This is a genomic window from Stenotrophomonas sp. Y6, assembly GCF_022436665.1.
GTDB classification, from domain to species: Bacteria; Pseudomonadota; Gammaproteobacteria; order Xanthomonadales; family Xanthomonadaceae; genus Stenotrophomonas; species Stenotrophomonas acidaminiphila_A.
The window spans coordinates 91,984-114,010 of the sequence record NZ_JAKUKB010000001.1; the positions used below are offsets into that span (position 1 = coordinate 91,984).

General features: G+C 70.4%; 22 protein-coding genes and 1 tRNA gene. 3 read left to right on the forward strand and 20 right to left on the reverse strand.

Annotation, left to right across the window (positions count from 1 at the left end; genetic code table 11):
- Positions 1–26 precede the first annotated feature (26 nt).
- The 6 genes from MKP15_RS00440 to MKP15_RS00465 all read right to left on the reverse strand — a co-directional run bounded on the left by MKP15_RS00440 (position 27) and on the right by MKP15_RS00465 (position 3,494).
- The gene (locus MKP15_RS00440; protein WP_054664850.1) at positions 27–581 is read right to left on the reverse strand and encodes an NADH-quinone oxidoreductase subunit B; all 555 of its coding nucleotides are present in this window, start codon (positions 579–581) and stop codon (positions 27–29) included.
- A complete protein-coding gene (locus MKP15_RS00445) occupies positions 572–928 on the reverse strand; it encodes an NADH-quinone oxidoreductase subunit A (RefSeq protein WP_054664847.1) in 357 nt (118 codons plus the stop codon). The genes MKP15_RS00440 and MKP15_RS00445 overlap by 10 nt, the downstream gene beginning before the upstream one ends.
- Before the next feature lie 112 nt (positions 929–1,040).
- Positions 1,041–1,125 (reverse strand) — tRNA-Leu (locus MKP15_RS00450).
- Positions 1,126–1,177: 52 nt separating this feature from the next.
- The gene (gene secG, locus MKP15_RS00455) at positions 1,178–1,600 is read right to left on the reverse strand and encodes a preprotein translocase subunit SecG (RefSeq protein WP_104938564.1); all 423 of its coding nucleotides are present in this window, start codon (positions 1,598–1,600) and stop codon (positions 1,178–1,180) included.
- Positions 1,601–1,628: 28 nt separating this feature from the next.
- A complete protein-coding gene (gene tpiA, locus MKP15_RS00460) occupies positions 1,629–2,384 on the reverse strand; it encodes a triose-phosphate isomerase (RefSeq protein WP_056930795.1) in 756 nt (251 codons plus the stop codon).
- Positions 2,385–2,558: 174 nt separating this feature from the next.
- Complete coding sequence (locus MKP15_RS00465; RefSeq protein ID WP_161613145.1) at positions 2,559–3,494, reverse strand: 2-oxoglutarate and iron-dependent oxygenase domain-containing protein; 936 nt, start codon at positions 3,492–3,494, stop codon at positions 2,559–2,561.
- Between the two features lie 183 nt (positions 3,495–3,677).
- Between MKP15_RS00465 and MKP15_RS00470 the strand changes: the two genes are divergently transcribed.
- Both MKP15_RS00470 and MKP15_RS00475 read left to right on the forward strand, forming a co-directional pair.
- Complete coding sequence (locus MKP15_RS00470) at positions 3,678–4,925, forward strand: glycosyltransferase family 4 protein (RefSeq protein ID WP_240211444.1); 1,248 nt, start codon at positions 3,678–3,680, stop codon at positions 4,923–4,925.
- Positions 4,837–5,691 (forward strand): polysaccharide deacetylase family protein, encoded by an 855-nt coding sequence (locus tag MKP15_RS00475; RefSeq protein ID WP_240211445.1) that lies wholly within the window; start codon positions 4,837–4,839, stop codon positions 5,689–5,691. Before MKP15_RS00470 ends, MKP15_RS00475 begins: the two co-directional genes overlap by 89 nt.
- 114 nt (positions 5,692–5,805) lie before the next feature.
- Here MKP15_RS00475 and glmM read toward each other — a convergent pair whose 3' ends face one another.
- From glmM to trpB, 6 genes are all read right to left on the reverse strand, one after another.
- Positions 5,806–7,176, reverse strand: coding sequence for a phosphoglucosamine mutase (gene glmM, locus MKP15_RS00480; RefSeq protein ID WP_240211446.1), 1,371 nt, complete (start codon positions 7,174–7,176; stop codon positions 5,806–5,808).
- The gene (gene accD / locus MKP15_RS00485; RefSeq protein WP_161613148.1) at positions 7,176–8,063 is read right to left on the reverse strand and encodes an acetyl-CoA carboxylase, carboxyltransferase subunit beta; all 888 of its coding nucleotides are present in this window, start codon (positions 8,061–8,063) and stop codon (positions 7,176–7,178) included. The genes glmM and accD overlap by 1 nt, the downstream gene beginning before the upstream one ends.
- Positions 8,064–8,300: 237 nt before the next feature.
- Positions 8,301–9,467: an acyltransferase gene (locus MKP15_RS00490; RefSeq protein WP_240211447.1), complete on the reverse strand. Its 1,167-nt coding sequence runs from the start codon at positions 9,465–9,467 to the stop codon at positions 8,301–8,303.
- A 70-nt stretch (positions 9,468–9,537) separates the two neighbouring features.
- Positions 9,538–10,341 (reverse strand): tryptophan synthase subunit alpha, encoded by an 804-nt coding sequence (gene trpA / locus MKP15_RS00495; RefSeq protein WP_240211703.1) that lies wholly within the window; start codon positions 10,339–10,341, stop codon positions 9,538–9,540.
- A 7-nt stretch (positions 10,342–10,348) separates the two neighbouring features.
- A complete protein-coding gene (locus MKP15_RS00500; protein WP_240211448.1) occupies positions 10,349–10,921 on the reverse strand; it encodes a hypothetical protein in 573 nt (190 codons plus the stop codon).
- 131 nt (positions 10,922–11,052) lie between these two features.
- The gene (gene trpB, locus MKP15_RS00505) at positions 11,053–12,270 is read right to left on the reverse strand and encodes a tryptophan synthase subunit beta (RefSeq protein ID WP_104938557.1); all 1,218 of its coding nucleotides are present in this window, start codon (positions 12,268–12,270) and stop codon (positions 11,053–11,055) included.
- Between the two features lie 569 nt (positions 12,271–12,839).
- Between trpB and MKP15_RS00510 the strand changes: the two genes are divergently transcribed.
- Positions 12,840–13,733 (forward strand): LysR family transcriptional regulator, encoded by an 894-nt coding sequence (locus MKP15_RS00510; RefSeq protein WP_104938556.1) that lies wholly within the window; start codon positions 12,840–12,842, stop codon positions 13,731–13,733.
- A gap of 35 nt (positions 13,734–13,768) precedes the next feature.
- Here the strand turns inward: MKP15_RS00510 and MKP15_RS00515 are convergent, their stop codons facing one another.
- The 8 genes from MKP15_RS00515 to prmB form a co-directional block, all read right to left on the reverse strand.
- Positions 13,769–14,428, reverse strand: coding sequence for a phosphoribosylanthranilate isomerase (locus tag MKP15_RS00515; protein WP_240211449.1), 660 nt, complete (start codon positions 14,426–14,428; stop codon positions 13,769–13,771).
- Entirely contained in the window at positions 14,425–15,198 is a 774-nt protein-coding gene (gene truA / locus MKP15_RS00520; protein WP_104938555.1) for a tRNA pseudouridine(38-40) synthase TruA, read from the reverse strand. Before truA ends, MKP15_RS00515 begins: the two co-directional genes overlap by 4 nt.
- A 59-nt stretch (positions 15,199–15,257) precedes the next feature.
- Positions 15,258–15,638, reverse strand: coding sequence for a VOC family protein (locus MKP15_RS00525; RefSeq protein ID WP_240211450.1), 381 nt, complete (start codon positions 15,636–15,638; stop codon positions 15,258–15,260).
- Entirely contained in the window at positions 15,635–17,446 is a 1,812-nt protein-coding gene (locus tag MKP15_RS00530) for a FimV/HubP family polar landmark protein (protein ID WP_240211451.1), read from the reverse strand. Before MKP15_RS00530 ends, MKP15_RS00525 begins: the two co-directional genes overlap by 4 nt.
- A gap of 336 nt (positions 17,447–17,782) precedes the next feature.
- The gene (locus MKP15_RS00535) at positions 17,783–18,808 is read right to left on the reverse strand and encodes an aspartate-semialdehyde dehydrogenase (RefSeq protein ID WP_104938553.1); all 1,026 of its coding nucleotides are present in this window, start codon (positions 18,806–18,808) and stop codon (positions 17,783–17,785) included.
- Between the two features lie 82 nt (positions 18,809–18,890).
- Positions 18,891–19,940, reverse strand: a complete 1,050-nt coding sequence (locus MKP15_RS00540; RefSeq protein ID WP_240211452.1) for a D-glycerate dehydrogenase — start codon at positions 19,938–19,940, stop codon at positions 18,891–18,893.
- Positions 19,933–21,036: a chorismate synthase gene (aroC, locus tag MKP15_RS00545; protein WP_240211453.1), complete on the reverse strand. Its 1,104-nt coding sequence runs from the start codon at positions 21,034–21,036 to the stop codon at positions 19,933–19,935. The genes MKP15_RS00540 and aroC overlap by 8 nt, the downstream gene beginning before the upstream one ends.
- The gene (gene prmB, locus MKP15_RS00550; RefSeq protein WP_104938550.1) at positions 21,033–21,959 is read right to left on the reverse strand and encodes a 50S ribosomal protein L3 N(5)-glutamine methyltransferase; all 927 of its coding nucleotides are present in this window, start codon (positions 21,957–21,959) and stop codon (positions 21,033–21,035) included. Before prmB ends, aroC begins: the two co-directional genes overlap by 4 nt.
- Between the last annotated feature and the right edge of the window lie 68 nt (positions 21,960–22,027).

Here is a 22,027-nt window from a genome sequence, read left to right on the forward strand (position 1 = left end):
TGGCGTGCTCTTGACTTGAAAGGGAATCAGCGGGCGATGGTCTGGGTGCGCCAGATCTTCTTCTGCAGCTGCAGGATGCCGTACACCAGCGCCTCGGCGGTCGGCGGGCAGCCCGGGACGTACACGTCCACCGGCACCACGCGGTCGCAGCCACGCACCACCGCGTACGAGTAGTGGTAGTAGCCACCGCCGTTGGCGCAGCTGCCCATCGAGATGACCCACTTCGGGTCGGGCATCTGGTCATAGACCTTGCGCAGCGCCGGGGCCATCTTGTTGACCAGGGTGCCGGCGACGATCATCACGTCGGACTGGCGCGGCGACGGGCGGAACACCACGCCATAACGGTCCAGGTCCAGGCGCGAGGCGCCGGCGTGCATCATCTCGACCGCGCAGCAGGCCAGGCCGAAGGTCATCGGCCACATCGAGCCGGTGCGCGCCCAGTTCAGCAGGGCGTCGACGCTGGTGGTGACGTAACCCTTCTCGAGCAGCGGATTGTCGCCTTCGGGCCGGAGGATGTCGTCAACCCGCCCTTCCGGGATGGGGTTGTTCATCAGGCCATCGAGAGTCTGAATCACTCCCATTCCAGCGCTCCCTTCTTCCACACGTAGATAAAGCCGAGGAACAGCATGCCCACGAACAGGCCCATGGTGACGAGCGAGCGGGCGCCCAGCTCCATGAACACCTGGGTCCAGGGCACGATGAAGATGATTTCCAGGTCAAAGACGATGAACTGGATGGCGATGAGGTAGTAGCGCACGTCGAACTTCATGCGCGCGTTCTCGAACGCCTCGAAGCCGCACTCGTACGGCGACAGTTTCTGCTCGTCGGGGCTGCGGGGGCCAAGGAAACGACCGATCAGCATCAGGGCGACGCCGATGCCGGTGGCGACGATCAGAAACAGCAGGGACGGCAAATATTCGGCCAGCACAGCGATTCTCTCTTGCCTCTGCCCGGGCACCTGCAGGCGCCCGCGCATGGGGATTGACGGGACTTGCCTCGGCGGGAGCTGCCGCATCCCGCATACCCGCATAACAAACTCATGGTGCCCAAGAGGGGACTCGAACCCCTACGACTTGCGTCGCTACCACCTCAAGGTAGTGCGTCTACCAATTCCGCCACCTGGGCTTACTTACGTCAGCGCACCGGCTCTGCAGTGCGGCGCGTATTGTAACCGTCTTCAGTCTTTATGCGAGCCCTCGGCGGGCTTTTCTTCGCTCTGCGCCGGATTATTTGCCGCAGGCGCCGCCTGCGGCACTTCGCCCGCGGCCGCGGCCTGCGGAACGGACTGCAGCTCGCCCGCCGGGGCGGCCGGAGCCGGCGCCTGGGCCTGGGACATGACGCCCAGCCCCTGCTCGGCCGGGCGCGCGCCATGGCTGGCGTACCAGGCCATGAACAGACTGATGCCGAAGAACACCACGGCCAGCCACTTGGTGGACTTGGACAGGAAATTGGACGCGCCACGGGCGCCGAACACCGTACCCGAAGCACCGGCGCCAAAGCCCGAGCCCGCCGCCGCGCCGGAGCCGCGCTGCATCAGGATCAGCGCGATCATCGCGACCGCCACCAGCACATAGACCACATTGAGGATCAACATCAGCATTTGAAATCCGTCCCGGACAGTTCCACCGTTAGCGACCGGCTGCCGCCCTCGCGATGGCCAGGAAATCTGCCGCCACCAGCGAAGCGCCGCCTACCAGCCCGCCATCGACGTCAGGCTGTGAGAACAGCTCTGCAGCATTGTCGGGCTTCACGCTGCCGCCATACAGGATCGGCAGCGAATCAGCGATTCTAGCATCGCGCCCGGCGACTTCGCCACGGATGAAGGCGTGCACGGCCTGCGCCTGCTCCGGACTGGCGGTACGGCCGGTGCCGATGGCCCAGACCGGCTCATACGCCACCACCGCCCCGGCGAAGGCATCGACCCCGGCCAGCTCCAGCACCGGCGCCAGCTGCGCGGCGATGACCTGCTCGGTCTGCCCGGCTTCGCGCTGCTCCAGCGTCTCACCGACGCACAAGACCGGCACCAGGCCGGCATGCACCGCGGCCACGAACTTGCGCGCGACCAGCTCGCTGCTTTCATGATGGTACTGGCGACGCTCGGAGTGGCCGACCAGGCCGTACCTGGCCCCCACGTCCACCAGCATCGCGGCCGAGACCTCGCCGGTGTAGGCGCCCTTCTCGTTGCTGCTGACGTCCTGCGAGCCGAAGGCCAGCGCGGTGCCCTCGAAGTCCTCGACCAGATCCCCCAGGTAGGGCAGCGGCGGCAGGATCACCAGCTCGACCCCCTGCAGCGGCAGGCCGGCAGCCACCTGCCCCACCAGTTCGGTGGCGAATTGACGGCTGCCATGCAGCTTCCAGTTACCGGCAACGATGGTGCGGCGCATTCAGGAGCGACTCCAAGGTGAAAAGTGGGCGAAGGATAGCCCACTCCGGACAGCCGCAGGACAACCGGCGGACAACACAAGACACCCGCCGCGCCGACCGCCGCGGAGCCGCACACCGCCCGCCGCGCGCAGGCGGCATGACGGCGAAGGCCGCCTCGCGGCGGCCTTCGTTGCTTACTTCAGCTTGATCTCGCGCAGGCGTTCCTCGAGGAAGCCATGGGCGGTGATCGCCTCCGGGTACCGGCTCGGGTTGTCCGCGGTGATGCACGAGGGCAGCACGTCGATCAGGAAATCCGGGTTCGGGTGCAGGAAGAACGGCACCGAGTAACGCGGCTGGCGGGCCAGCTCGCCCGGGGGGTTGACCACGCGGTGGATGGTCGACGGGTACACATGGTTGGTCAGGCGCTGCAGCATGTCGCCGATGTTGACCACGATGGTGTCCGCATCGGACGTGAACGGCACCCACTCGCCATCGTGCGACTGCACTTCCAGCCCCGCGGCGCTGGCGCCGACCAGCAGGGTGATGAAGTTGATGTCGCCGTGGGCGCCGGCACGCACGTTCGGGATGTCGTCGGTGGTGATCGGCGGGTAGTGGATCGGACGCAGGATCGAGTTGCCGTTGTTGGTCTTGTCGGCGAAGAAATCCTGCGGCAGCCCGATGTGCAGGGCCAGCGCCGACAGCACGCGCGACCCCAGGTTGTCCAGCGCCTGGTACAGGCCATAGCCGCGCTCGCGGAACCCGGGCACCTCACTGGGCCACAGGTTCGGCGGCATCACCTCGCGGTACGGCGAGTCGTCGGGGATTTCCCGGCCGATGTGCCAGAACTCCTTCAGGTCGAAGTGCTTGGAGCCCTTGGCGGTCTCCACGCCGAACGGGGTGTAGCCGCGGGCGCCGCCGCCGCCGGCCACGTGGTACTTGCGCTTGACCTCTTCGGGCAGGGCGAAGAACGCCTTGAAGGCATCGTAGGCCGCGTCGATGTCGGCCTGCGGGATGCCGTGGTTGCGGATGCCCGCGAACCCCCACTGGCGATAGGCCGCGCCCAGCTCGGCCACGAAGGCCTCGCGGTCGCTGTCGAAGCGGGTGATGTCGAGGGTTGGGATCTTGCTCACAGCGGTTCCTGGCTTGTCATGGATATCCGGGCCGGCAGCACCCTGTCGCCCGTCTGAATATTGTGACAGATCGCCCTTGTGGCCGGTCGCTGACACATTGATACAAAAGGATACAATTCGAGCGCCCGCGGCGGGCGCCGGACCGGCACCCCGCCCCGGTCCCTCCCCCACCCCGTGGCCTGCATGGAACCCGCCCCGCTGACGGACCGCCCGCTGAAGATCCTGCATACCGAAGCCGCGCGCGGCATGGGTGGCCAGGAGATCTACCTGCTGCGCCACCTGCTGGCCATGCGCGCGCGTGGACACGACATGTCCCTGCTGTGCCAGCCCGGCGCGCGCCTGGCCGAGGCCGCGCGCGACCACGGCTTCGTCGTGCACACGCTGGAGATGGGCGGGCTGCCGCGGCTGCTGCGGGGCATCCCCGCGGTACGCCACCTGGTGCGCACGCACCGCTATGACGTGGTCAACGTCACCAGCCGCCGCGATGCGCTGATCGCCGCCGCCGGGGCACGCCTGGCGGGCGCTCCGCTGGTGGTGCGCTCGCGCCACCTGATGAGCCCGGTGCACTCGCTGCTGACCTACACCTGGCTGCCGCAGCGGGTCATCACCGTCAGCCAGTTCGTCAAGCGCCTGCTGCAGGAGCGCGGCATCGCCCCGGGGCGGATCGGCGTAGTGCCGCCGATGGCGCAATCGCCGCTGCCCAGCGGCGATGAACCGCCGGCGCGCTCCTGGGCCGAGCTGCGGCAACTGCGCGCCGAGATCCGCGCCGGACTGGGTTTCGGCGAGGACGACGTGGTGGTCGGGTGCGTGGCGGTGCTGCGCGAGCCCAAGGGCCACCTCGACCTGCTCGACGCGATCGCGCCGCTGTGCCGGGCGGACCCGAAACTGCACCTGCTGATCGTCGGCGACGGCGAGCCGGTCATGGCGCGGCTGAAGGCCATGCGCGCGCAGTACGGCATCGAAAGCCAGGTGCACCTGCCCGGCTACCGCGCCGACGCGGCGCGACTGATGGCCGGCTTCGACGTGTTCGCCCTGCCCAGCCACAAGGAGGCCGCCGGGACCGTGTTCCTGGAGGCCGCCCAGGCCGGCGTGCCGATCGTCGCCACGCGCGTGGGCGGCATTCCGGAAATGGTGGTCGAACAGGCCAATGCTATTCTCGTCGCGCCCGGGGACCCGGCCGCGTTGACCGCCGCGCTGCGCACGCTGGCAGCCTGCGGCGAACTCCGCCAGGCGATGGGCCGCGCCGGCCTGGACTGGATCCGCGGCGAACACCGCTTCACGGCGGCGGGGCATTGCGAAGCCACCGAACACCTTTACCACCAGTGGCTCGAGGAATTGGGACATGGCCCACGCCAAGTCGGTACCGGTGCTGATGCACCACCACGTCAGCCCGTCGCCGGGCATGATCACCGTCTCACCGGAAAACTTTGAAAGCCAGATCGCCTGGCTGGCCGCCGACGGCTGGACCTCGCTGACCATGCAGCAGTACGCCGGCTTCCTGGCCGGCGCGCCGGTGCCGCGCAAATCCATCCTCATCACCTTCGACGACGGCTACCTGGACAACTGGGTCTACGCCCACCCTGTCCTGCAGAAGTACGGCATGCACGCGGTCGTGTTCCTGGTCACCGGCTGGATGGGCCAGGGCGAGGTACGCCCGCACGCGGGCCAAGCCGGCATGGCGCTGCCGTCCACGCCGGACCACCGCGGCTGCGAGGACGCGATCTTCCGCCTGGACCGCGCCGACGAGGTGATGATGCGCTGGAGCGAAGCACGCGCGGCCATCGCCGCCGGCACCTTCGAGATGCACTGCCATACCCATACGCATACCCGCTGGCTGCGCATGGAAATCAGCCGCGAGGCGAAGTGCGCGGGCATCCGCGAGGACCTGGTGCGCGCACGCGATGAACTGCGCAGGGAACTGGGCGAGGCCTCCGACACCCTGTGCTGGCCCTATGGCGATTTCGACGAGGACTACGTGCGGATCGCGCGCGAACTCGGCTTCCGCTACCTGCATACCACCCATCCGTTCGGCCGCAACCTGGTGGGCGGGGACCCGGAGCACATCTACCGTTTCGCCATCCGCAACCGGCCGGCGAAGTGGCTGCGCAAGCGCATCGCCAGCAGCTACCACCCATTGATCGCGCCGCTGTTCAACCGCTTCAAGGCGCAGCGCCGGGGCATGGTCGCCGGGCCGTGACCGGCGCCGGGCGCCCGGCACCGCCGCGGGGCAGCGCATGCCGCCGGCACGCCAGGCTGCCTTCAGGGATGGCGGGAAGACAAAGCAAAACGCCCCGGGATCCGGGGCGTTTGGTCATGCCGCGGCGGCCTTGACCGCGTCGGCCAGGCGCTCAAGGGTGGCCTGCATCAACCCGGCGTCGTCGGCCTCCACCGTCACCCGCACCACCGGCTCGGTGCCGGACGGACGCAGGAACGCGCGTCCGCGCCCGACGATCGCGACCTGCGCGCCGGCCAGTGCCGCGGCCACCGCGGGTGAGCGGACGATCTCCTTGGCGGACATGCCCTGCCCGACCCGGACATTGATGGTCTGCTGCGGCACCCGGCTGAGCCTGGCCAGCGCGTCCTGCAGGGTGATGCCGCGGCGCCGGAGCACCTCCAGCACCTGCAGCGCGCTGATGATGCCGTCGCCGGTGGTGGCCCGGTCCAGGCACAGCAGGTGGCCCGACGCTTCGCCGCCGAGCACGCCATGGTGTTCCAGCAGCGCCTTGTGCACGTAGCGGTCGCCGACGTCGGCGCGCAGGAAACCGATGCCGGCCTGCGCCAGCGCCTGCTCGAACCCGTAGTTGGTCATCAGCGTGCCCACCACCGGCCCGTGCAGGCGGCCACTGGCCTTCCAGTCCAGCGCCAGCAGGTACAGCAGGTCGTCGCCATCGTGCACCACGCCATCGCTGTCCACGAACAGCAGGCGGTCGCCGTCGCCGTCGAAGGCGATGCCCAGGTGGGCTCCGCTGGCGCGCACCCGGGCGGCCAGCGCCTGCGGGTACATCGAGCCGACCCCGTCGTTGATGTTCACGCCGTTGGGCTCGACGCCCATCGCCTCGACGCTGGCACCCAGTTCGCGCAGCACCAGCGGCGCCACCTGGTAGGTCGCGCCATTGGCGCAGTCCACCACGATGCGCATGCCCTGCAGGTCGAAGTCGCGCGGCACCGAATTCTTGCAGGCCTCGACATAGCGGCCGATCGCATCGCGCGTGCGCACCGCCTTGCCAAGCTGCTCCGAGGCCACGGTCGCGAACGGCTGTTCGAGCGCGGCCTCGATCGACAGCTCGGTGGCGTCGTCGAGCTTCTCACCCTGCGCGGAGAAGAACTTGATGCCGTTGTCGTGGTGCGGGTTGTGCGAGGCGGAGATGACGATGCCACCGTCGGCGCGCAGCGAGCGGGTCAGGTGCGCCACCGCCGGGGTCGGCATCGGCCCCATCAGCTGCACGTGCACCCCGGCCGCCACCAGCCCGGCCTCCAGCGCGGCCTCGAACATGTAGTTGGAGATACGCGTGTCCTTGCCGATCACCACCAGCGGCTTGCGGCCGGCGACGCGCGCCTGGGTGGCGCGCACCAGCGCCTGGCCGTAGGCATTGCCCAGGCGCAGCACGAAATCGGCGGAAATCGCGCCTTCACCGACCCGGCCGCGGATGCCGTCGGTGCCGAAATACCTGCGCGCCACCATCAGGCGGCGGCCACGTCGTCGGCCGGGCGCTCGCGGCGCATCAGCATCGCCAGCAGGTCGGCCAGGCGCTGGCGCATCTCGCGGCGGTCGCAGATCTGGTCGATGGCGCCGTGCTCGAGCAGGAACTCGGAACGCTGGAAGCCTTCGGGCAGCTTCTCGCGCACGGTCTGCTCGATCACCCGCGGGCCGGCGAAGCCGATCAGCGCCTGCGGCTCGGCGATGTTGATGTCGCCCAGCATCGCGAACGAGGCGGACACGCCACCGGTGGTGGGATGGGTCAACACCGAGATGTACGGCAGGCCGGCTTCGCGCAGCTTGCCCAGCGCGGCCGAGGTCTTGGCCATCTGCATCAGCGAGAACAGGCCTTCCTGCATGCGCGCGCCGCCGCTGGCGGAGAAGCACACGAACGGCGCACCGATTTCCAAGGCGGTCTCGGCCGCCAGTGCGAAGCGCTCGCCGACCACCGAGCCCATCGAGCCGCCCATGAAGGCGAAATCGAACGAGGCCGCGACCAGCGGGTGTCCCTTCACGGTGCCGCGCATCGCCACCAGCGCGTCGTACTCGCCGGTGTTCTTCTGCGAGGCCTTGATGCGTTCGGCGTACTTCTTCTGGTCCTTGAACTTGAGCAGGTCGGTCGGCCCGAGGCGCGCGGCGATCTCGGTGGTGCTGTCGGCATCGAACAGCGACGCCAGGCGGGCCCGGGCGCGGATCGCCATGTGGTGGCCGCACTTGGGGCAGACCTCCAGGTTCTCCTCCAGCTCCGGACGGTACAGGGCGGCACCGCAACTGCTGCACTTTTCCCAAAGCCCCTCGGGGACGCTGCGTTTCCGGTTGGGCGTGTTGTCGGTGCGGATGCCCGAAGGCATCAATTTGCTGAGCCAGCTCATGCGGGATGAAGGTTCCGTTCTAGGCGGCCCGGGGGCCGCGACAGGGCCGACAGTCTAGCGCGCGGCGGCAAACCGACGGTAGCGTACAGAGCCCGGGTCGGCAGCATCGCCCGGAAACGCGATGGCACCCCGCCCTGTCCGATCGGCCTCCCCCACGGGTCGTCCCGCCGGCCAGCCGCGGGACGCGCCAGCGTCCGCCGCGGACAGGTCCGCGCGGCCTTAGGGGCGGGCGCCGCCCTAGGGCGCTGGCACCGCGCCCGGCAGGCCACTGCCCGGTGCGTCGTGCGCCCCCAGCCAGCGCCGCCGCACGGCGCGGTCGCACGGGTCCGAATAAAACCGCGCCAGCAGCGCCCCGAGCGCCCAGCACAGGCCCAGCAACGGCAGGTACCACCAGAACCCGGAACGGATATCGCTGCCACCGTGGCGGTACAGCGCCACCAGACCGAACACCACGAACATGTGGGTCAGGTAGATTTCGTAGCTGAGCCGGCCGCAGGCACGCAGCCAGCCCAGTCCGCGCATCGGCGCGCCCGCACCGCCGCCGTGCAGGCCGGCAATGAGCATCGCCGCCGACCCGGTCAGCACCAGCATGTAGCCGTTGCCGAGCGACGCCCACAGCTCGCGCCCATACAGCGGCACCGCCAACAGGCCCAGCACGCCCGCCACGCGCAGCAGCCGCGCGGTCCGCGGCGGTGGCGGCCAGCGCTCGATGAGCAACGCGGCCAGCACGCCGGTGGCGATGGCCGCCATTCCCGGCAGATAGGCCTTCTCCTGCCATATCGCGTTGCCCGCCAGGGCGGCGCGGGTGAACGGCAGCGACAGCGCCGCCAGCGCCAGCAGCACAAGCAGCGGCGTGCGCCGGCGCAGCAGCAGGCACAGCAGCGGGAACCCCAGGTAGAACACTTCCTCGATCGACAGCGACCACAGCACGTCCCAGCCACCGGGCAACCAGCCGGTGCGGCCCTCGTACCAGTTCAGGTGCAGGCCCAGGGCCGAGAACAGCGCGCCGCCCAGCGACTGGCCTTCGCCGTCGATCACGTAGGACGGCACGCCGGCCAGGTGCAGCACGCTCAACACCGCCAGCAGCAGCAACAGGCACGGCAGGACGCGCGCGGCACGGCGCACGTAGAAGGCGTGCAGGTCGATGGACGACAGCGCGCCCCAGCGCCGCAACGAATGCGACGCAATCAGGAAGCCGGACACGACGAAGAACACGAAGACCGCCTCGTAGCCGTTGTAGCCCAGCGCGTCGAGCAGCCGCCGCGGCAGCACGTCGCCCAGTGCGGTATCGCGCAGCGGGATGCGCAGCGCCAGGTGGTGCAGCACCACCATCACGATCGAGACACCACGCAAGGCGTCGATGCCGGGGTTGCGGCCACCGGCCTGCATCATTGAACCGTTCAAGCGCCATCCTGCGGACCCGGGCCGGTCCGCATTATCCATGCCCGTCACCCGCGCGTGGCGGGTGCGTCGCTCAGGCGTCCAGCGCCTGCCGCAGCGGCGCCAGGAAAGCGCCGGCGGCGTGCACCGCCGCTTCCACGGCGTCGGCCGTGGCCATCGCCGCGACCAGCGCGCTGCCCACCACCACGCCATCGGCATCGACCGCCATCGCCACCGCACTGGCCGCGTCCTTGATCCCGAACCCCGCCACCACCGGCACCTTCGAGCGGCTGCGCAGCAGCCGCAGGCGTTCGCCGGCGGCGGCACTGTCCAGCCGCTCCGAAGCGCCGGTGACGCCGGCGAAACTGACGTAGTACAGGTAGCCCTGCGCGGCGTCGCACAGGCCATCGAGCCGCGCCTGGCTGCTGGTCGGCGAGGCCAGCAGGATCAGCGCCAGCCCGGCGGCGCTGAACGCGGCGCGGATCTCGGCGGCTTCTTCCGGCGGCAGGTCGACCAGCAGCACGCCGTCGACGCCGGCTTCCACCGCCTCGCTGGCGAACCGGGCGGCACCGCGGATTTCCACCGGGTTGAGATAGCCCATCAGCACCACCGGAGTGAGCGCGTCCTGCATGCGGAACCGGGCCACGCTGTCGAGCACGTAACGGCGGCCGGCACCGCGCGCCAGCGCGCGCTCGGAACTGCGCTGGATCGTCGGGCCGTCGGCCATCGGGTCGGAAAACGGCACGCCCAGCTCGATCACGTCGGCGCCGGCGGCGACCAGCGCGTGCATCACCGGCACGGTGGCTTCCAGCGAGGGATCACCGGCGGTGATGAACGGGATCAGCGCCTTGCGCCCGGAGGCGCGCAGGCGGGCAAAGCACGCATCGATACGGTTCACGGTCATCTCAGGCACATCCTTCAATCAGTTCCACCGCATCCGGCCGGCCCCAGTAGATCGAGGTCACCACGCCGTCGAGGGTTTCCAGGCGCAGCGCCAGGTTGGCCTGCGCGTCGGTCCAGGTCAGGTAGTCGCCGTTGGGCGATACGTAGGCGTGCGGGCTGACCACGACGCCTGCCGGCAGGCGCTTCTTCGCCTCGGCCACGTCCATGCCCACCCACAGCCCGAACGGCACGACGGGCGCATCCGCCGGCCGCGTGTCCACGCGCACTCCCGGGTCGCCTTCGCCATCCACGTCGAAACGCACGATGTGGTCGGCGATCACCATCATCGACATGCCTTCGGGCAGCGAGCCGCGGTCGTAGTACTCGCAGTCGCCCTCCATCGCCTCGCGCATGCCGGCCGCTACGAAGGCCGCGTCGCCCGGCGCCTTGCCGAACGCGGCGCCGATCCGCAGGTCGCCCACGGCGGCCAGCTGCGCCGCTGCATCCCTCGCTTCCGGTGCCGGCGTGGCCGCGGGCGGCGCCGGCGTGCACGCCGCCAGCGCCAGCGCGAGGCAGGCCAGCGCGACGCCGCGCATGACCGGCGCGCGCGGCGCCTGCCTGCCGTCGGTGGCGGATCGGATCAGGCGCGGCGCACAGGCGATGCGCGGGCATTCCGGGCAGTAGGTGGCGGATCCGCGCTGGGCGCAGCGGGCGCGTGGGCAGGCACTCACAGCGACAGCCCTTCGCGCGCGGCGATGGTATGCACGTCCTTGTCGCCGCGGCCGGACAGGTTGCACAGCACCAGCGCGTCCTTCGGCAGGTCGCGCGCCAGCTTGATCGCCTGCGCCACCGCGTGGCTGGATTCCAGCGCCGGCAGGATGCCCTCGGTGCGGGTCAGGCGGTGGAATGCCGCCAGCGCCTCGTCGTCGGTGATGCCCACGTACTGCGCGCGGCCGCTGTCGGCCAGGAACGCATGCTCGGGGCCGACGCCCGGGTAATCCAGGCCGGCGGAGATGGAATGGGTCTCGGTGATCTGGCCGTCGTCGTCGCACAGCACGTAGGTGCGGTTGCCATGCAGCACGCCGGGGCGACCGGCCGAGATGGAAGCCGCGTGGCGCCCGCTGGCGATGCCGTCGCCGGCCGCTTCGGCGCCGTAGATCTTCACCCCGCGGTCGTTGAGGAAGGCATGGAACAGGCCGATCGCGTTGGAGCCGCCGCCGACGCAGGCGGTGATCGCATCGGGCAGGCGGCCGTAGTCTTCCAGCATCTGCGCGCGCGCCTCGCGGCCGACGATGGCGTTGAAGTCGCGCACCATGCGTGGATACGGGTCCGGGCCGGCGACGGTGCCGATGATGTAGAAGGTGTCGCGCACGTTGGTCACCCAGTCGCGCATCGCCTCGTTGAGCGCGTCCTTGAGCGTGGCCGAGCCGCTGCTCACCGGCACCACCGTGGCGCCCAGCAGCTTCATCCGGTAGACGTTGATCTTCTGCCGCTCGATGTCGGTGGCGCCCATGTAGACCACGCACTCCAGGCCCAGGCGCGCAGCCACGGTGGCACTGGCCACGCCATGCTGGCCGGCACCGGTCTCGGCGATGATGCGGGTCTTGCCCATGCGCGCGGCCAGCAGCGCCTGGCCGATGGTGTTGTTCACCTTGTGCGCGCCGGTATGGTTGAGGTCTTCGCGCTTGAGCAGGATCTGCGCGCCGCCGACATCACGGCTCAGGCGCTCGGCGTGGTAGATCGGGCTGGGCCGGCCGACGTAGTGCTTCAGGTCCTTGTCATAGGCGGCGATGAACGCCGGATCGACCCGCGCCTGGTCGTAGGCGGCAGCCAGCTCCTGCAGCGGCCCGACCAGGGTCTCGGCGACGAAACTGCCGCCGTAGCGTCCGAAATGCCCGTGGGCGTCGGGGAAGGCATGGAAATCGGGGATGGGTGCAGCGGTCATGGCATCACGCGGGGCGGGACAGGCCTGCACCGTAGCGCACGCGCGCGTCCGTGAAAATCGATATATGCGCTGTAATGTGTTAGAAAAACTCACATGAAAAAACAACCGGGCAGCTGTTCTTCTTGGCAACACCGCCCGCAGGGTGGCGCGGGGCCGGCTTTTGCTCCTGCAAAACCGGCATTCCCGCCACCCATGGCGGTCTGGGGTGCGCCATGAAAGAACGGCAGGACAGCCGTTATTCACGGCGAAGCCGCCCGCAGGGTGGCGCGGGGCCGGCTTTTGCTCCTGCAAAACCGGCATTCCCGCCATCCATGGCGGTCAGGTGTGCGCCATGAAAGAACGGCAGGACAGCCATTGCTCACGGCGAAGCCGCCCGCAGGGTGGCACGCGGCCGGCTTTTGCTCCTGCAAAACCGGCATTCCCGCCATCCATGGCGGTCAGGTGTGCGCCATGAAAGAACGGCAGGACAGCCGTTATTCACGGCGAAGCCGCCCGCAGGGTGGCGCGGGGCCGGCTTTCGCTCCTGCAAAACCGGCATTCCCGCCATCCATGGCGGTCAAGGGTGCGCCATGAAAGACGATCACGCCCTGCCCTCGCTCAACGCCCTGCGCGCCTTCGAGGCCGCCGCCCGGCTGCGCAGCGTCAGCCTTGCCGCCGACGAACTGCACGTGACCCATGGCGCGGTCAGCCGCCAGGTGCGGGCCCTGGAGGAAGAACTGGGAGTGGCGCTGATCGAACGCGACGGCCGCGGCATCCGCCCCACCGCCGCCGGCAGGCGCCTGCAGGAAGCCACTTCCGGGGCGTTCTCGCAGCTGCGCGACTGCGTGGCCGCGCTGCGCCGGGGCAAACGCAACGACGCCTTCGTGCTCGGCTGCCCGGGCAGCGTGCTAGCGCGCTGGATGATCCCGCGCCTGCAGCAGCTGCAGCGCGACCTGCCGGGCCTGACCCTGCACCTGGCCGCGCAAGACGGCGATTTTGCGCCACGGCTGGCCGGACTGGATGCCGCCCTGCTGCTCGGCCAGGCGCCGTGGCCGGCCGGGTGGAGCGTGCATGGCCTGGGCAGCGAGCGCATCGGCCCGGTGTTCAGCCCGTCCATGCATGGCGCGCAGCGGCTCGTGCACCAGCCGCCGGAGGCGCTGCTCGAGCACGCGCTGCTGCACACCCGTTCGCGGCCCCAGGCCTGGCCCACCTGGGCCACGCTCAACGACCTGGACCCTGCGGCGCTGCGCCAGGGCACTGGCTTCGAACACCTGTACTACCTGCTCGAAGCGGCGGTCGCCGGACTCGGCATCGCCATCGCCCCGGAGCCACTGGTGGCCGACGACCTGGTCAATGGCCGCCTGGTCGCACCGTGGGGGTTCGTCGACACCGAGGGACAGTGGGCGCTGTGCACCGCCGGCGGCGACCGGCACCCGCGGGTCGACGCGCTGGCGGACTGGCTGCGGCGGCAACTGGCCGCGTAGGCGGGCACCGCGTAGGCGCCGCGGCAGGCCCGCGTTTACGCGGGCGCGTCGTGCAGGTCCGCGCGGCGCACTTCCTCGACGAAGCGGCGCATGCGCTCGCCATCCTTGATGCCCGGCGCCGACTCGATGCCGCTGGAGACATCCACCCCCCACGGCTGCACCGTGGTGATCGCATCGAACACATTGTCCGGGCGGATGCCGCCGGCCAGCAGGAACGGCCGGTGCAGGCCGGCTGGCACCTGCGACCAGTCGAACGCCACGCCGCTGCCGCCGCTGCCACCCGGCGCGTGGCTGTCCAGCAGGAAACCGACCGCATGCGGGTGGGACTGCTGCAGCCCGCGCGCGGTGACGGCCTGGGCGCCGCCCATCGCCACCGCCTTCAGGTACGGCATGTTGAAGGCGCGGCAGAAGGTGTCGTCCTCGTCGCCGTGGAACTGCAGCAGGCTGGGCCGCACCGTGCGCATCACCTCGCGCACTTCCTCGCGGCTGTTGTCGCGGAACAGCGCCACCACGTCGACCATTGGCGAGATCGCCTGGCGCATGGCGCGGGCTTCGACCGGCGCCACCCGGCGCGTGCTGCCACGGGCGAACACGAAGCCGATGGCGTCTACGCCCAACTCGCTGGCCAGGCGGATGTCGCCGGCGCGGGTCATGCCACAGAACTTGATGCGGGTGCGGAACTGCGTGCGGGTCATAGCGTCACCTCGGCCGGCAATTGCCACTGGTCAGGATACAGCGGGCCCACGAACACCAGCCCCTGCGGCGGCGCGGTCGGCCCGGCCTGCGTGCGGTCGCGCAGCGCCAACAGCTCGCCGATCCACGATTCGGGCTGCTCGCCGGCACCAACCAGCAGCAGCGAGCCGACGATGTTGCGCACCATGTGGTGCAGGAAGGCGTTGGCCTGCACCTGCACCTCGACCACCTCGCCCTGGCGCACGACCGAGATCGCCTGCAGTTCGCGGCGGGCATGCAGCGCCTGGCACTGCACGCTGCGGAACGAACTGAAGTCGTTCTCGCCCAGCAATGCCTGCGCCGCGCGGTGCATCGCACCGGCGTCCAGCGGGCGCCGCTCCCAGCTCAGCGTCTGCCGGTACAGCGCCGGCCGCACCTGGCGGTTGAGCAGGCGATAGCGGTAGCGCCGCGCACGCGCGGAGAAACGCGCATGGAAATCGTCGGCCACCGGCACGCACCAGCGCACGCACACCGACGGCGGCAACCGCGTGGTCGTGCCCAGCACCCAGCCGCGCGGCGTGCGCGCGACGTCGCTGTCGAAATGCACCACCTGGCATTCGCCGTGCACGCCGGCGTCGGTACGCCCGGCGCAGACCACGCCCACCGGGGCATCGGCCACCGAGGACAGGGCCGCCTGCAAGGTGGCCTGCACGCTGGCGCAGCCGCTCTCACCCAGCTGCTGCCAGCCCTTGAAATCGCTGCCGTCGTATTCCACGCCCAGCGCATAGCGCATCGTCAAACTTCTCCTGTCGCCAGCCGCGGCCGGGGCGGGAATCCCCGGCGGACGCCTGTTCAATCCGCGTCGCGCTGGGACCACACCGCCAGCTCGTTGCCGCCGGGCTCGATGAACTGGAAACGGCGGCCACCGGGAAAGGTGAATTCGGACCTGCTCACCCGCCCGCCATGCGCCAGTACCGCCGCCTGCAACGGCGACAACTGGGTGGCGTGCAACACCACCAGGGGCGCACCGGCGGCGCTGGTCACCGGTTCGCCGCGGAAAAAGCCGCCCTGCAGGCCGCCGTCGTCGAACGCGGTGTAGTCCGGGCCGTAATCCTCGAAACTCCAGCCGAACACCGCTTCGAAAAAGCGCCGGCTCGCCGCGGGATCGCGCGAGGCGAACTCCACGTAGTCGATGCGCCGCTCATGCTTCACAGCCGCCTGTTGTCCGCTCATCGCAGCCGTCCCAGTAGTTCCATTGCTTCGGCGCGCGCCTGCACGTCCTCGCCCGCCGCCACCTCGTTCAGCAGCGTGCGCGCGGTTTCCGCATCGCCCAGGTCCAGATAGGCGATCGCCAGTTCGAGCCGTTCGCGCCCGGCCGGGGCCGGATTGAGCGGCGCCAGGCTGGCCATGTCGGCGGCCGGCCAGGTGTCGGTGTCCTGTGCGGCGGGTTCCGCCGGTGCGCCCTCAGCGCCCGGCACCGGTGCCGCGTCGGGCGACAGCACCGGTTCCTGTCGCGGCGGACGCGATGCGGGGGTGCCAGCGGATGGCCTCGACCAGAACGGCACGGCTTCGGCTTCGGCCTCGGCCTCGAGCTCGACTTCGGATTGGCGGGCGGCGGGCGCATGTTCCTGCACGGCAGGCACGTCCCGGGCCACGGCCTGCGCCTCCACCGCGGGCATTGCCGCGGCCAGCGCGGACAACTCCATAGCGGCAACATGGCCGGCGGCCGGCGCCGGCGGCAGCGGTGAAGGCCGGCGCCGGCGCGACAGCCACCAGCCCGCCGCGGCCACCACCAGCAGCAGCACCCCCAACCACGCCCATGGCGCCGTACCTGCCGGCTCCTTCTTCCCGACCTCGGCCAGGCGCTGCTGCGCCGCGGCCAGGTTGCTGTCCTTCATCGCGATCAGCGACTGCTGCTGTGCCTGCAGCTTCTCCAGCTCGGCCACGCGCTCGCGCAGTTCCTGCAATTCCGCATCGCGCGTGGCGAGGTCTTCCCTGGCCTGCCGCAGTTGTTCGTTCGCCGCCATGTCGCCCTCGCCACCGGCCTCGAGCCCGGTCGTCGTTCCTGCCGCCTGTTGCGCGCCGGCCACCGCCGGCGCGATTTCCAGCCGCGCATCGTTTGCCGCCGCCGGCGCCGTCGCCGGCCTGGCCACGCTGGCCGCCGCACCGGCCAGCGCCGGCTGCGGAATCGGCGCACGCGCCTGGCGCCACTGCGCGACATGCTCGCGCACCAACACGCGCGCGGCGGCGCTGTCGATGCGTTGCAGCTCGCCGCTTTCCGGCACGCGCAGCACGGCCCCCTGGCGGAGCAGGTTGACGTTGCCGCGGATGAACGCCTCGGGGTTGGCGCGCAGCAGCGCGACCATCGCCTGGTCCAGGGAAACGCCGTTGTCACGGGCCAGCTGGCCGGCGATGCCCGACAGCGTCTGGCCGCTGCGTACCGGCGCCAGGGAGCCGTCCGGCGCCGTCGCCTGCGCCACGGGCGCCGGACGCGGCGCAGCGGCCGGGGCGACCGCGGCCGTGGCCGTGGCCGTGGCCGGCGCGGGCTTCGGCGTTGCGGTTGGCGTGGGCGCCGATGCCGGCAAAGGTGCCGGCTCGCGCACGATCAGGTTGGACGGGGCCGCCGCCGGCGCCTCGATCACCGGCTCGGCGACCGCGGTGGCGGCCTCCGGCGCGGCGACCAGCGCGGAGTATTCGCGCACCAGCCGCCCCTGCCCCCAGTCGACCTCGATCAGGAAGCTCAGCGCCGGCACCTGTACCGGCGTCGCGCTGGTCACCCGGACCACCGCCCGCCCCTGCGCATCCTGGGCGAACTGGAACTGCAGTTCGCCGACCAGCCCCTCCGGGCGCGACAGGCCGACGCGCTCGAAGGTCGCCGCCGACGCCAGCCCCACCGTGGCGCGCTCCAGCTCGCCCGGGTCGCTGGAGATCACCGGAATCTCGGCCACCAGCGGCTGCCCCGGCCTGGACAGGACGCGGATGTTGCCCAGGCCGAGGGCAAGCGCGGCGCTGCTGTACAGCCCCAGCGCGAGCACCAGCATGCCTTGTATCGAGCGCGTCGCGCCCCTGCCCCTTGGTTTCATGCCGGCAAATATACCGGCACAGCCGGGTTCCGAATACCGCAGGGACGACACCCCGGCGCGGCGCGCTGGCGGCCCACGGTCTGCTGCGCAAACCGCGTGGCCCGTCTCTCGTTTGCCACGGACACGCCAGCGCTGCGCGCTGTCGCCCCACGGTCTGCTACGCAAACCGCGGGCCCCGTCTCCCGCTTGCCACACCCCCCGCCTTCGGCGCGCCCCCTGACGCAGGGGGCTGTGTTCCAGATGCGATCCGAGGGTTGCGGTACAGCGGACCCGGCGTTGTGCCGGCCTGGCCTCTCAGCCGCCGTTGGCGACCAGCTCGGCCAGCTGCACCGCGTTGAGCGCGGCGCCCTTGCGGATGTTGTCGGCCACCACCCACATGTTCAGCCCACGCGGGTGCGAAAGATCCTCGCGGATACGACCCACGTAGACCGGGTCGGTGCCCGAGGCATGGGTGACCGGGGTCGGGTAACCACCGGCCCGGCGCTCGTCGACCACCTTCACCCCGGGCGCGGCGGCCAGCAGTTCACGCGCCTGCTCGACGCTGATCTTCCTGCGGGTTTCGATGTTCACCGCCTCGGAGTGTCCATAGAACACCGGCACCCGCACCGCCGTGGGGTTCACCTGGATGCTGTCGTCGCCGAGGATCTTGCGGGTCTCCCACACCAGCTTCATCTCTTCCTTGGTGAAGCCGTTGTCCAGGAACTCGTCGATATGCGGGATCAGGTTGAAGGCGATCTGCACCGGGAACTTGGCCGGCTCGATCTCCTGGAACCCGAGCAGCTGCGCGGTCTGCTTGCCCAGCTCCTCCATGCCGGTCTGGCCGGCGCCGGACACGGACTGGTAGGTGGCCACGTTGATGCGCTCGATGCCGTATTCGCGGTGGATCGGCGCCAGCACCGGCATCAGCTGCATGGTCGAGCAGTTGGGGTTGGCGATGATGCCGCGCGGGCGGTTCTTCGCCGCTTCCGGGTTGACCTCGGACACCACCAGCGGCACGTCGTCGTCGTAGCGGAAGCAGGACGAGTTGTCGATGACGACCGCGCCGGCGGCGGCGAACTTCGGCGCGTATTCCCTGGAAATGCCGCCACCGGCGGAGAACAGGGCGATCTCGACGCCGGTCGGATCGAACGTGGCCAGGTCCTGGATGGTGACCTTTCCACCGTTGAACTCGACCTGCTGGCCGGCCGAGCGCTCGGAGGCGAGCAGGCTCAGCGTGCCCACCGGGAAACCGCGCTCGGCGAGGATGGCCAACATGGTCTGGCCGACCGCGCCGGTGGCGCCGACGACGGCTACATGGAAACGACGGGCTTCATTGCTCATGGGGGTGTACTCGAAAAATGGGGAGGGGGAACACACGTCGAGCCAGGTTCGGGGAACCTCCGGCGACAGCCGCGGAGGCTCCCTATCGTTTGTTGATGTCGATCCTGCCGCCGGCATCGCCCACGCCGGCGCCGCCGGCCAGCAGCCCGGCATTGACCACGTTGGCCGGGCGCCCGGCGTTCGCGCCCAGGCCAAGGCCGGCGAGCAGGTTGTCCACCGCCCGCTGCACCATCGCCCGGCGCGTGGCCAGCGAGGCGCTGCCGATATGCGGGGTCAGCACGATGTTGCGCAGCGCCCGCAGTTCCGGACGCACGTCGGGCTCGTTCTCGTACACGTCCAGCGCGGCCGCGGCCAGGCGGCCATGGGCCAGCGCGTCGGCCAGCGCGAGCTCGTCGACCAGGCCGCCGCGGGCGATGTTCACCAGGGTGGCGGTGGGCTTCATCCTCGCCAGCGCGGCGGCGTCGATGAGGTGGTGGTTCTGCGCGCTGTAGGGCAGCGCCAGCAGCAGGTGGTCGACGCGGCCCAGCAGTTCCTCGAAGCCGGCGTAGCGCGCGCCGGCCGCCTGCTCCACGTCCGCGGGCAGGCGCGAGCGGTTGTGGTACAGCACCGTCATGCCGAAGCCGTGGTGGCCACGGCGGGCGATGGCCTGGCCGATGCGGCCCATGCCGACGATGCCCAGGGTGCTGCCGTGCAGGTCGGCGCCGAGCATGGTGGTGAACGACCACTGCCCCCAGTGGCCATCGCGCAGCCAGCGGTCGGACTCGACGATGCGCCGCGCCGCGGCCATCAGCAGTGCGAAACCGAGATCGGCGGTGGTCTCGGTGAGCACGTCGGGGGTGTTGGTGGCGATGATGCCGGCCGCGCCCAACGCCGCGATGTCCAGGTTGTTGTAGCCGACGCCGACGTTGGCGATGACCTTCAGCGACCGGGCAGCGGCGATCTCGGCCGCGCCGATGCGCTCGTTGAGCGTGACCAGGGCGCCATCGACCCCGGCCAGGCGCGCGGCCAGCGCCGCACTGTCATGGGCGGTGATGGCCGTCGTGGCGTCCACGTCGCAGTACGCGGCCAGCTGCGCGACGGTGTCGTCGAACAGCGGCTGCGCCACCCAGACGCGGGGCCGCCGCTCAGCCATCGAGGCGGCCGGGGATGCGCGGTTGCACCACGCCGACGTCGCCGCACTGCGCGCGGTGGCGCAGCGCCTGGTCCATCAGCACCAGCGCCAGCATCGCCTCGGCGATGGGGGTGGCGCGGATGCCGACGCAGGGGTCGTGGCGGCCGGTGGTGACCACGTCGACCGCATTGCCGTGCACGTCCACCGTGGCGCCCGGCAGGCGCAGGCTGGAAGTCGGCTTGAGCACCATCGAGGCGACGATCTGCTGGCCGGTGGCGATGCCGCCGAGGATGCCGCCGGCATGGTTGGACTGGAAGCCGTCCGGTGTGATCAGGTCGCGGTGTTCGGTGCCCTTCTGCGCGGCGCTGGCAAAACCGTCGCCGATCTCCACGCCCTTGACCGCGTTGATGCTCATCAATGCCGCGGCGATCTCGCCGTCGAGCTTGCCGTAGATCGGCTCGCCCCAGCCCGGCGGCACGCCGTCGGCGACCACGTTGACCCGCGCTCCGACCGAATCGCCGGACTTGCGCAGCGCGTCCATGTACGCCTCCAGCGCCGGCACCTGGGCCGCATCCGGCCAGAAGAACGGGTTGTCCTCCACCGCGTTCCAGTCGAAGCCCGTCGGCGTGATCCCGCCCAGCTGCGACAGCCAGCCGCGCACGGTCACCCCGTGGCGCTGCAGCAGCCATTTCTTGGCGATCACCCCGGCGGCCACGCGCATGGTGGTCTCGCGCGCCGAGGAGCGGCCGCCGCCGCGCGGGTCGCGGATGCCGTACTTCTGCCAGTAGCTGTAGTCGGCATGGCCCGGGCGGAACTGCGCGGCGATATTGCTGTAGTCCTTGCTGCGCTGGTCGGTGTTGCGGATCAGCAGCGCGATCGGGGTGCCGGTGGTGCGGCCTTCGTACACCCCGGACAGGATCTCCACCTCGTCGGCCTCGCGCCGCGCCGAGGTGTGCCGGCTCCTGCCGGTGGCGCGGCGCTGCAGGTCGTGGGTGAACTCCTCCGGCGCGATCTCCAGCCCCGGCGGGCAACCATCGATCACGCAGCCGATCGCCGGCCCGTGCGACTCGCCGAAGGTGGTGACCGTCAGCAGCTTGCCGAAGGCGTTGGAGCTCATCGCTGCGCCGCCAGCTCGGCGATGCGCGCGTGGTGCGCGCGCAGCTCGGCGGCCTCGACCGCGAAGATGCCCATCTGCCCGACCTTGAACTCGATCCAGGACATGAACACTTCCGGCAGCAGCTTGACCAGGTGCTGCTCCGAATCGCCCACCTCGCAGATCAGCAGGCCGTCCTCGCTCAGGTGGTCCGGGGCATCGCGCAGGATCTTCAGCACCAGGTCCAGGCCGTCGTCGCCGGCGCGCAGCGCCAGTTCCGGCTCGTGCGCGTACTCGCGCGGCAGCGCATCGGTCTCGTCGTTGGTGACGTACGGCGGGTTGGTGACGATCAGGTCGTAGACCCGGCCCTGCAGGCCGGCGAACAGGTCACTTTTGACCAGTTCGACGTTGTGCGCGAGCAGGCGCTCCTTGTTCTCGGCCGCCAGCGACAGCGCGGCGTCGTTGATGTCGCTGCCGTCCACCTGCCAGTTCGGGTAATAGTGGCCCATGGCGATGGCGATGCAGCCCGAACCGGTGCACAGGTCCAGCGCGCGGGTGACCTCGCGCCCGGCCAGCCACGGTTCGAAACCATTGAGGATCAGCTCGGCGATCGGCGAGCGCGGCACCAGCGCGCGCGCGTCGCTCTTGAAGCTCAGCCCGGCGAACCACGCCTCGCCGGTCAGGTAGGCGGCGGGCACGCGCTCGGCGATGCGGCGCTCGAACAGCGCCAGCACCTGCTGCTTCTCCTCGGCCAGCAGCCGCGCCTGGCCATAGGCCGGGCCCAGGTCCGGCGGCAGGTGCAGGGTATGCAGCACCAGGCTGGTGGCCTCGTCCAGCGCATTGTCGTAGCTGTGCCCGAAGGTCAGGCCCGCGGCATTGAAACGGCTGGCGCCGTAGCGGATCAGGTCGATGATCGTGTGGAGTTCGGCGGCCGCCTGGGCTGTCATGGCAATACGGGGGGCAAGAGTGGTCTGCGATTATAGGCGTGCACCCGGTATATTGAGCGCCCGGTTGC

Excerpts from the sequence above, each read along its gene's own strand:
- MKP15_RS00540 (WP_240211452.1), bottom strand. The coding sequence starts at position 19,940 with ATGGCTGAGCGGCGGCCCCGCGTCTGGGTGGCGCAGCCGCTGTTCGAC.
- secG (WP_104938564.1), bottom strand. The coding sequence starts at position 1,600 with ATGCTGATGTTGATCCTCAATGTGGTCTATGTGCTGGTGGCGGTCGCG.
- MKP15_RS00515 (WP_240211449.1), bottom strand. The coding sequence starts at position 14,428 with ATGACCCGCACGCAGTTCCGCACCCGCATCAAGTTCTGTGGCATGACC.
- MKP15_RS00440 (WP_054664850.1), bottom strand. The coding sequence starts at position 581 with ATGGGAGTGATTCAGACTCTCGATGGCCTGATGAACAACCCCATCCCG.
- MKP15_RS00510 (WP_104938556.1), top strand. The coding sequence starts at position 12,840 with ATGAAAGACGATCACGCCCTGCCCTCGCTCAACGCCCTGCGCGCCTTC.
- tpiA (WP_056930795.1), bottom strand. The coding sequence starts at position 2,384 with ATGCGCCGCACCATCGTTGCCGGTAACTGGAAGCTGCATGGCAGCCGT.
- trpB (WP_104938557.1), bottom strand. The coding sequence starts at position 12,270 with ATGACCGCTGCACCCATCCCCGATTTCCATGCCTTCCCCGACGCCCAC.
- MKP15_RS00535 (WP_104938553.1), bottom strand. The coding sequence starts at position 18,808 with ATGAGCAATGAAGCCCGTCGTTTCCATGTAGCCGTCGTCGGCGCCACC.
- glmM (WP_240211446.1), bottom strand. The coding sequence starts at position 7,176 with ATGGTGGCGCGCAGGTATTTCGGCACCGACGGCATCCGCGGCCGGGTC.
- MKP15_RS00525 (WP_240211450.1), bottom strand. The coding sequence starts at position 15,638 with ATGAGCGGACAACAGGCGGCTGTGAAGCATGAGCGGCGCATCGACTAC.
- MKP15_RS00500 (WP_240211448.1), bottom strand. The coding sequence starts at position 10,921 with ATGCGCGGCGTCGCGCTGGCCTGCCTCGCGCTGGCGCTGGCGGCGTGC.
- accD (WP_161613148.1), bottom strand. The coding sequence starts at position 8,063 with ATGAGCTGGCTCAGCAAATTGATGCCTTCGGGCATCCGCACCGACAAC.
- truA (WP_104938555.1), bottom strand. The coding sequence starts at position 15,198 with ATGCGCTATGCGCTGGGCGTGGAATACGACGGCAGCGATTTCAAGGGC.
- MKP15_RS00470 (WP_240211444.1), top strand. The coding sequence starts at position 3,678 with ATGGAACCCGCCCCGCTGACGGACCGCCCGCTGAAGATCCTGCATACC.
- aroC (WP_240211453.1), bottom strand. The coding sequence starts at position 21,036 with ATGAGCTCCAACGCCTTCGGCAAGCTGCTGACGGTCACCACCTTCGGC.
- MKP15_RS00475 (WP_240211445.1), top strand. The coding sequence starts at position 4,837 with ATGGCCCACGCCAAGTCGGTACCGGTGCTGATGCACCACCACGTCAGC.
- prmB (WP_104938550.1), bottom strand. The coding sequence starts at position 21,959 with ATGACAGCCCAGGCGGCCGCCGAACTCCACACGATCATCGACCTGATC.
- MKP15_RS00530 (WP_240211451.1), bottom strand. The coding sequence starts at position 17,446 with ATGCTGGTGCTCGCGCTGGGGCTGTACAGCAGCGCCGCGCTTGCCCTC.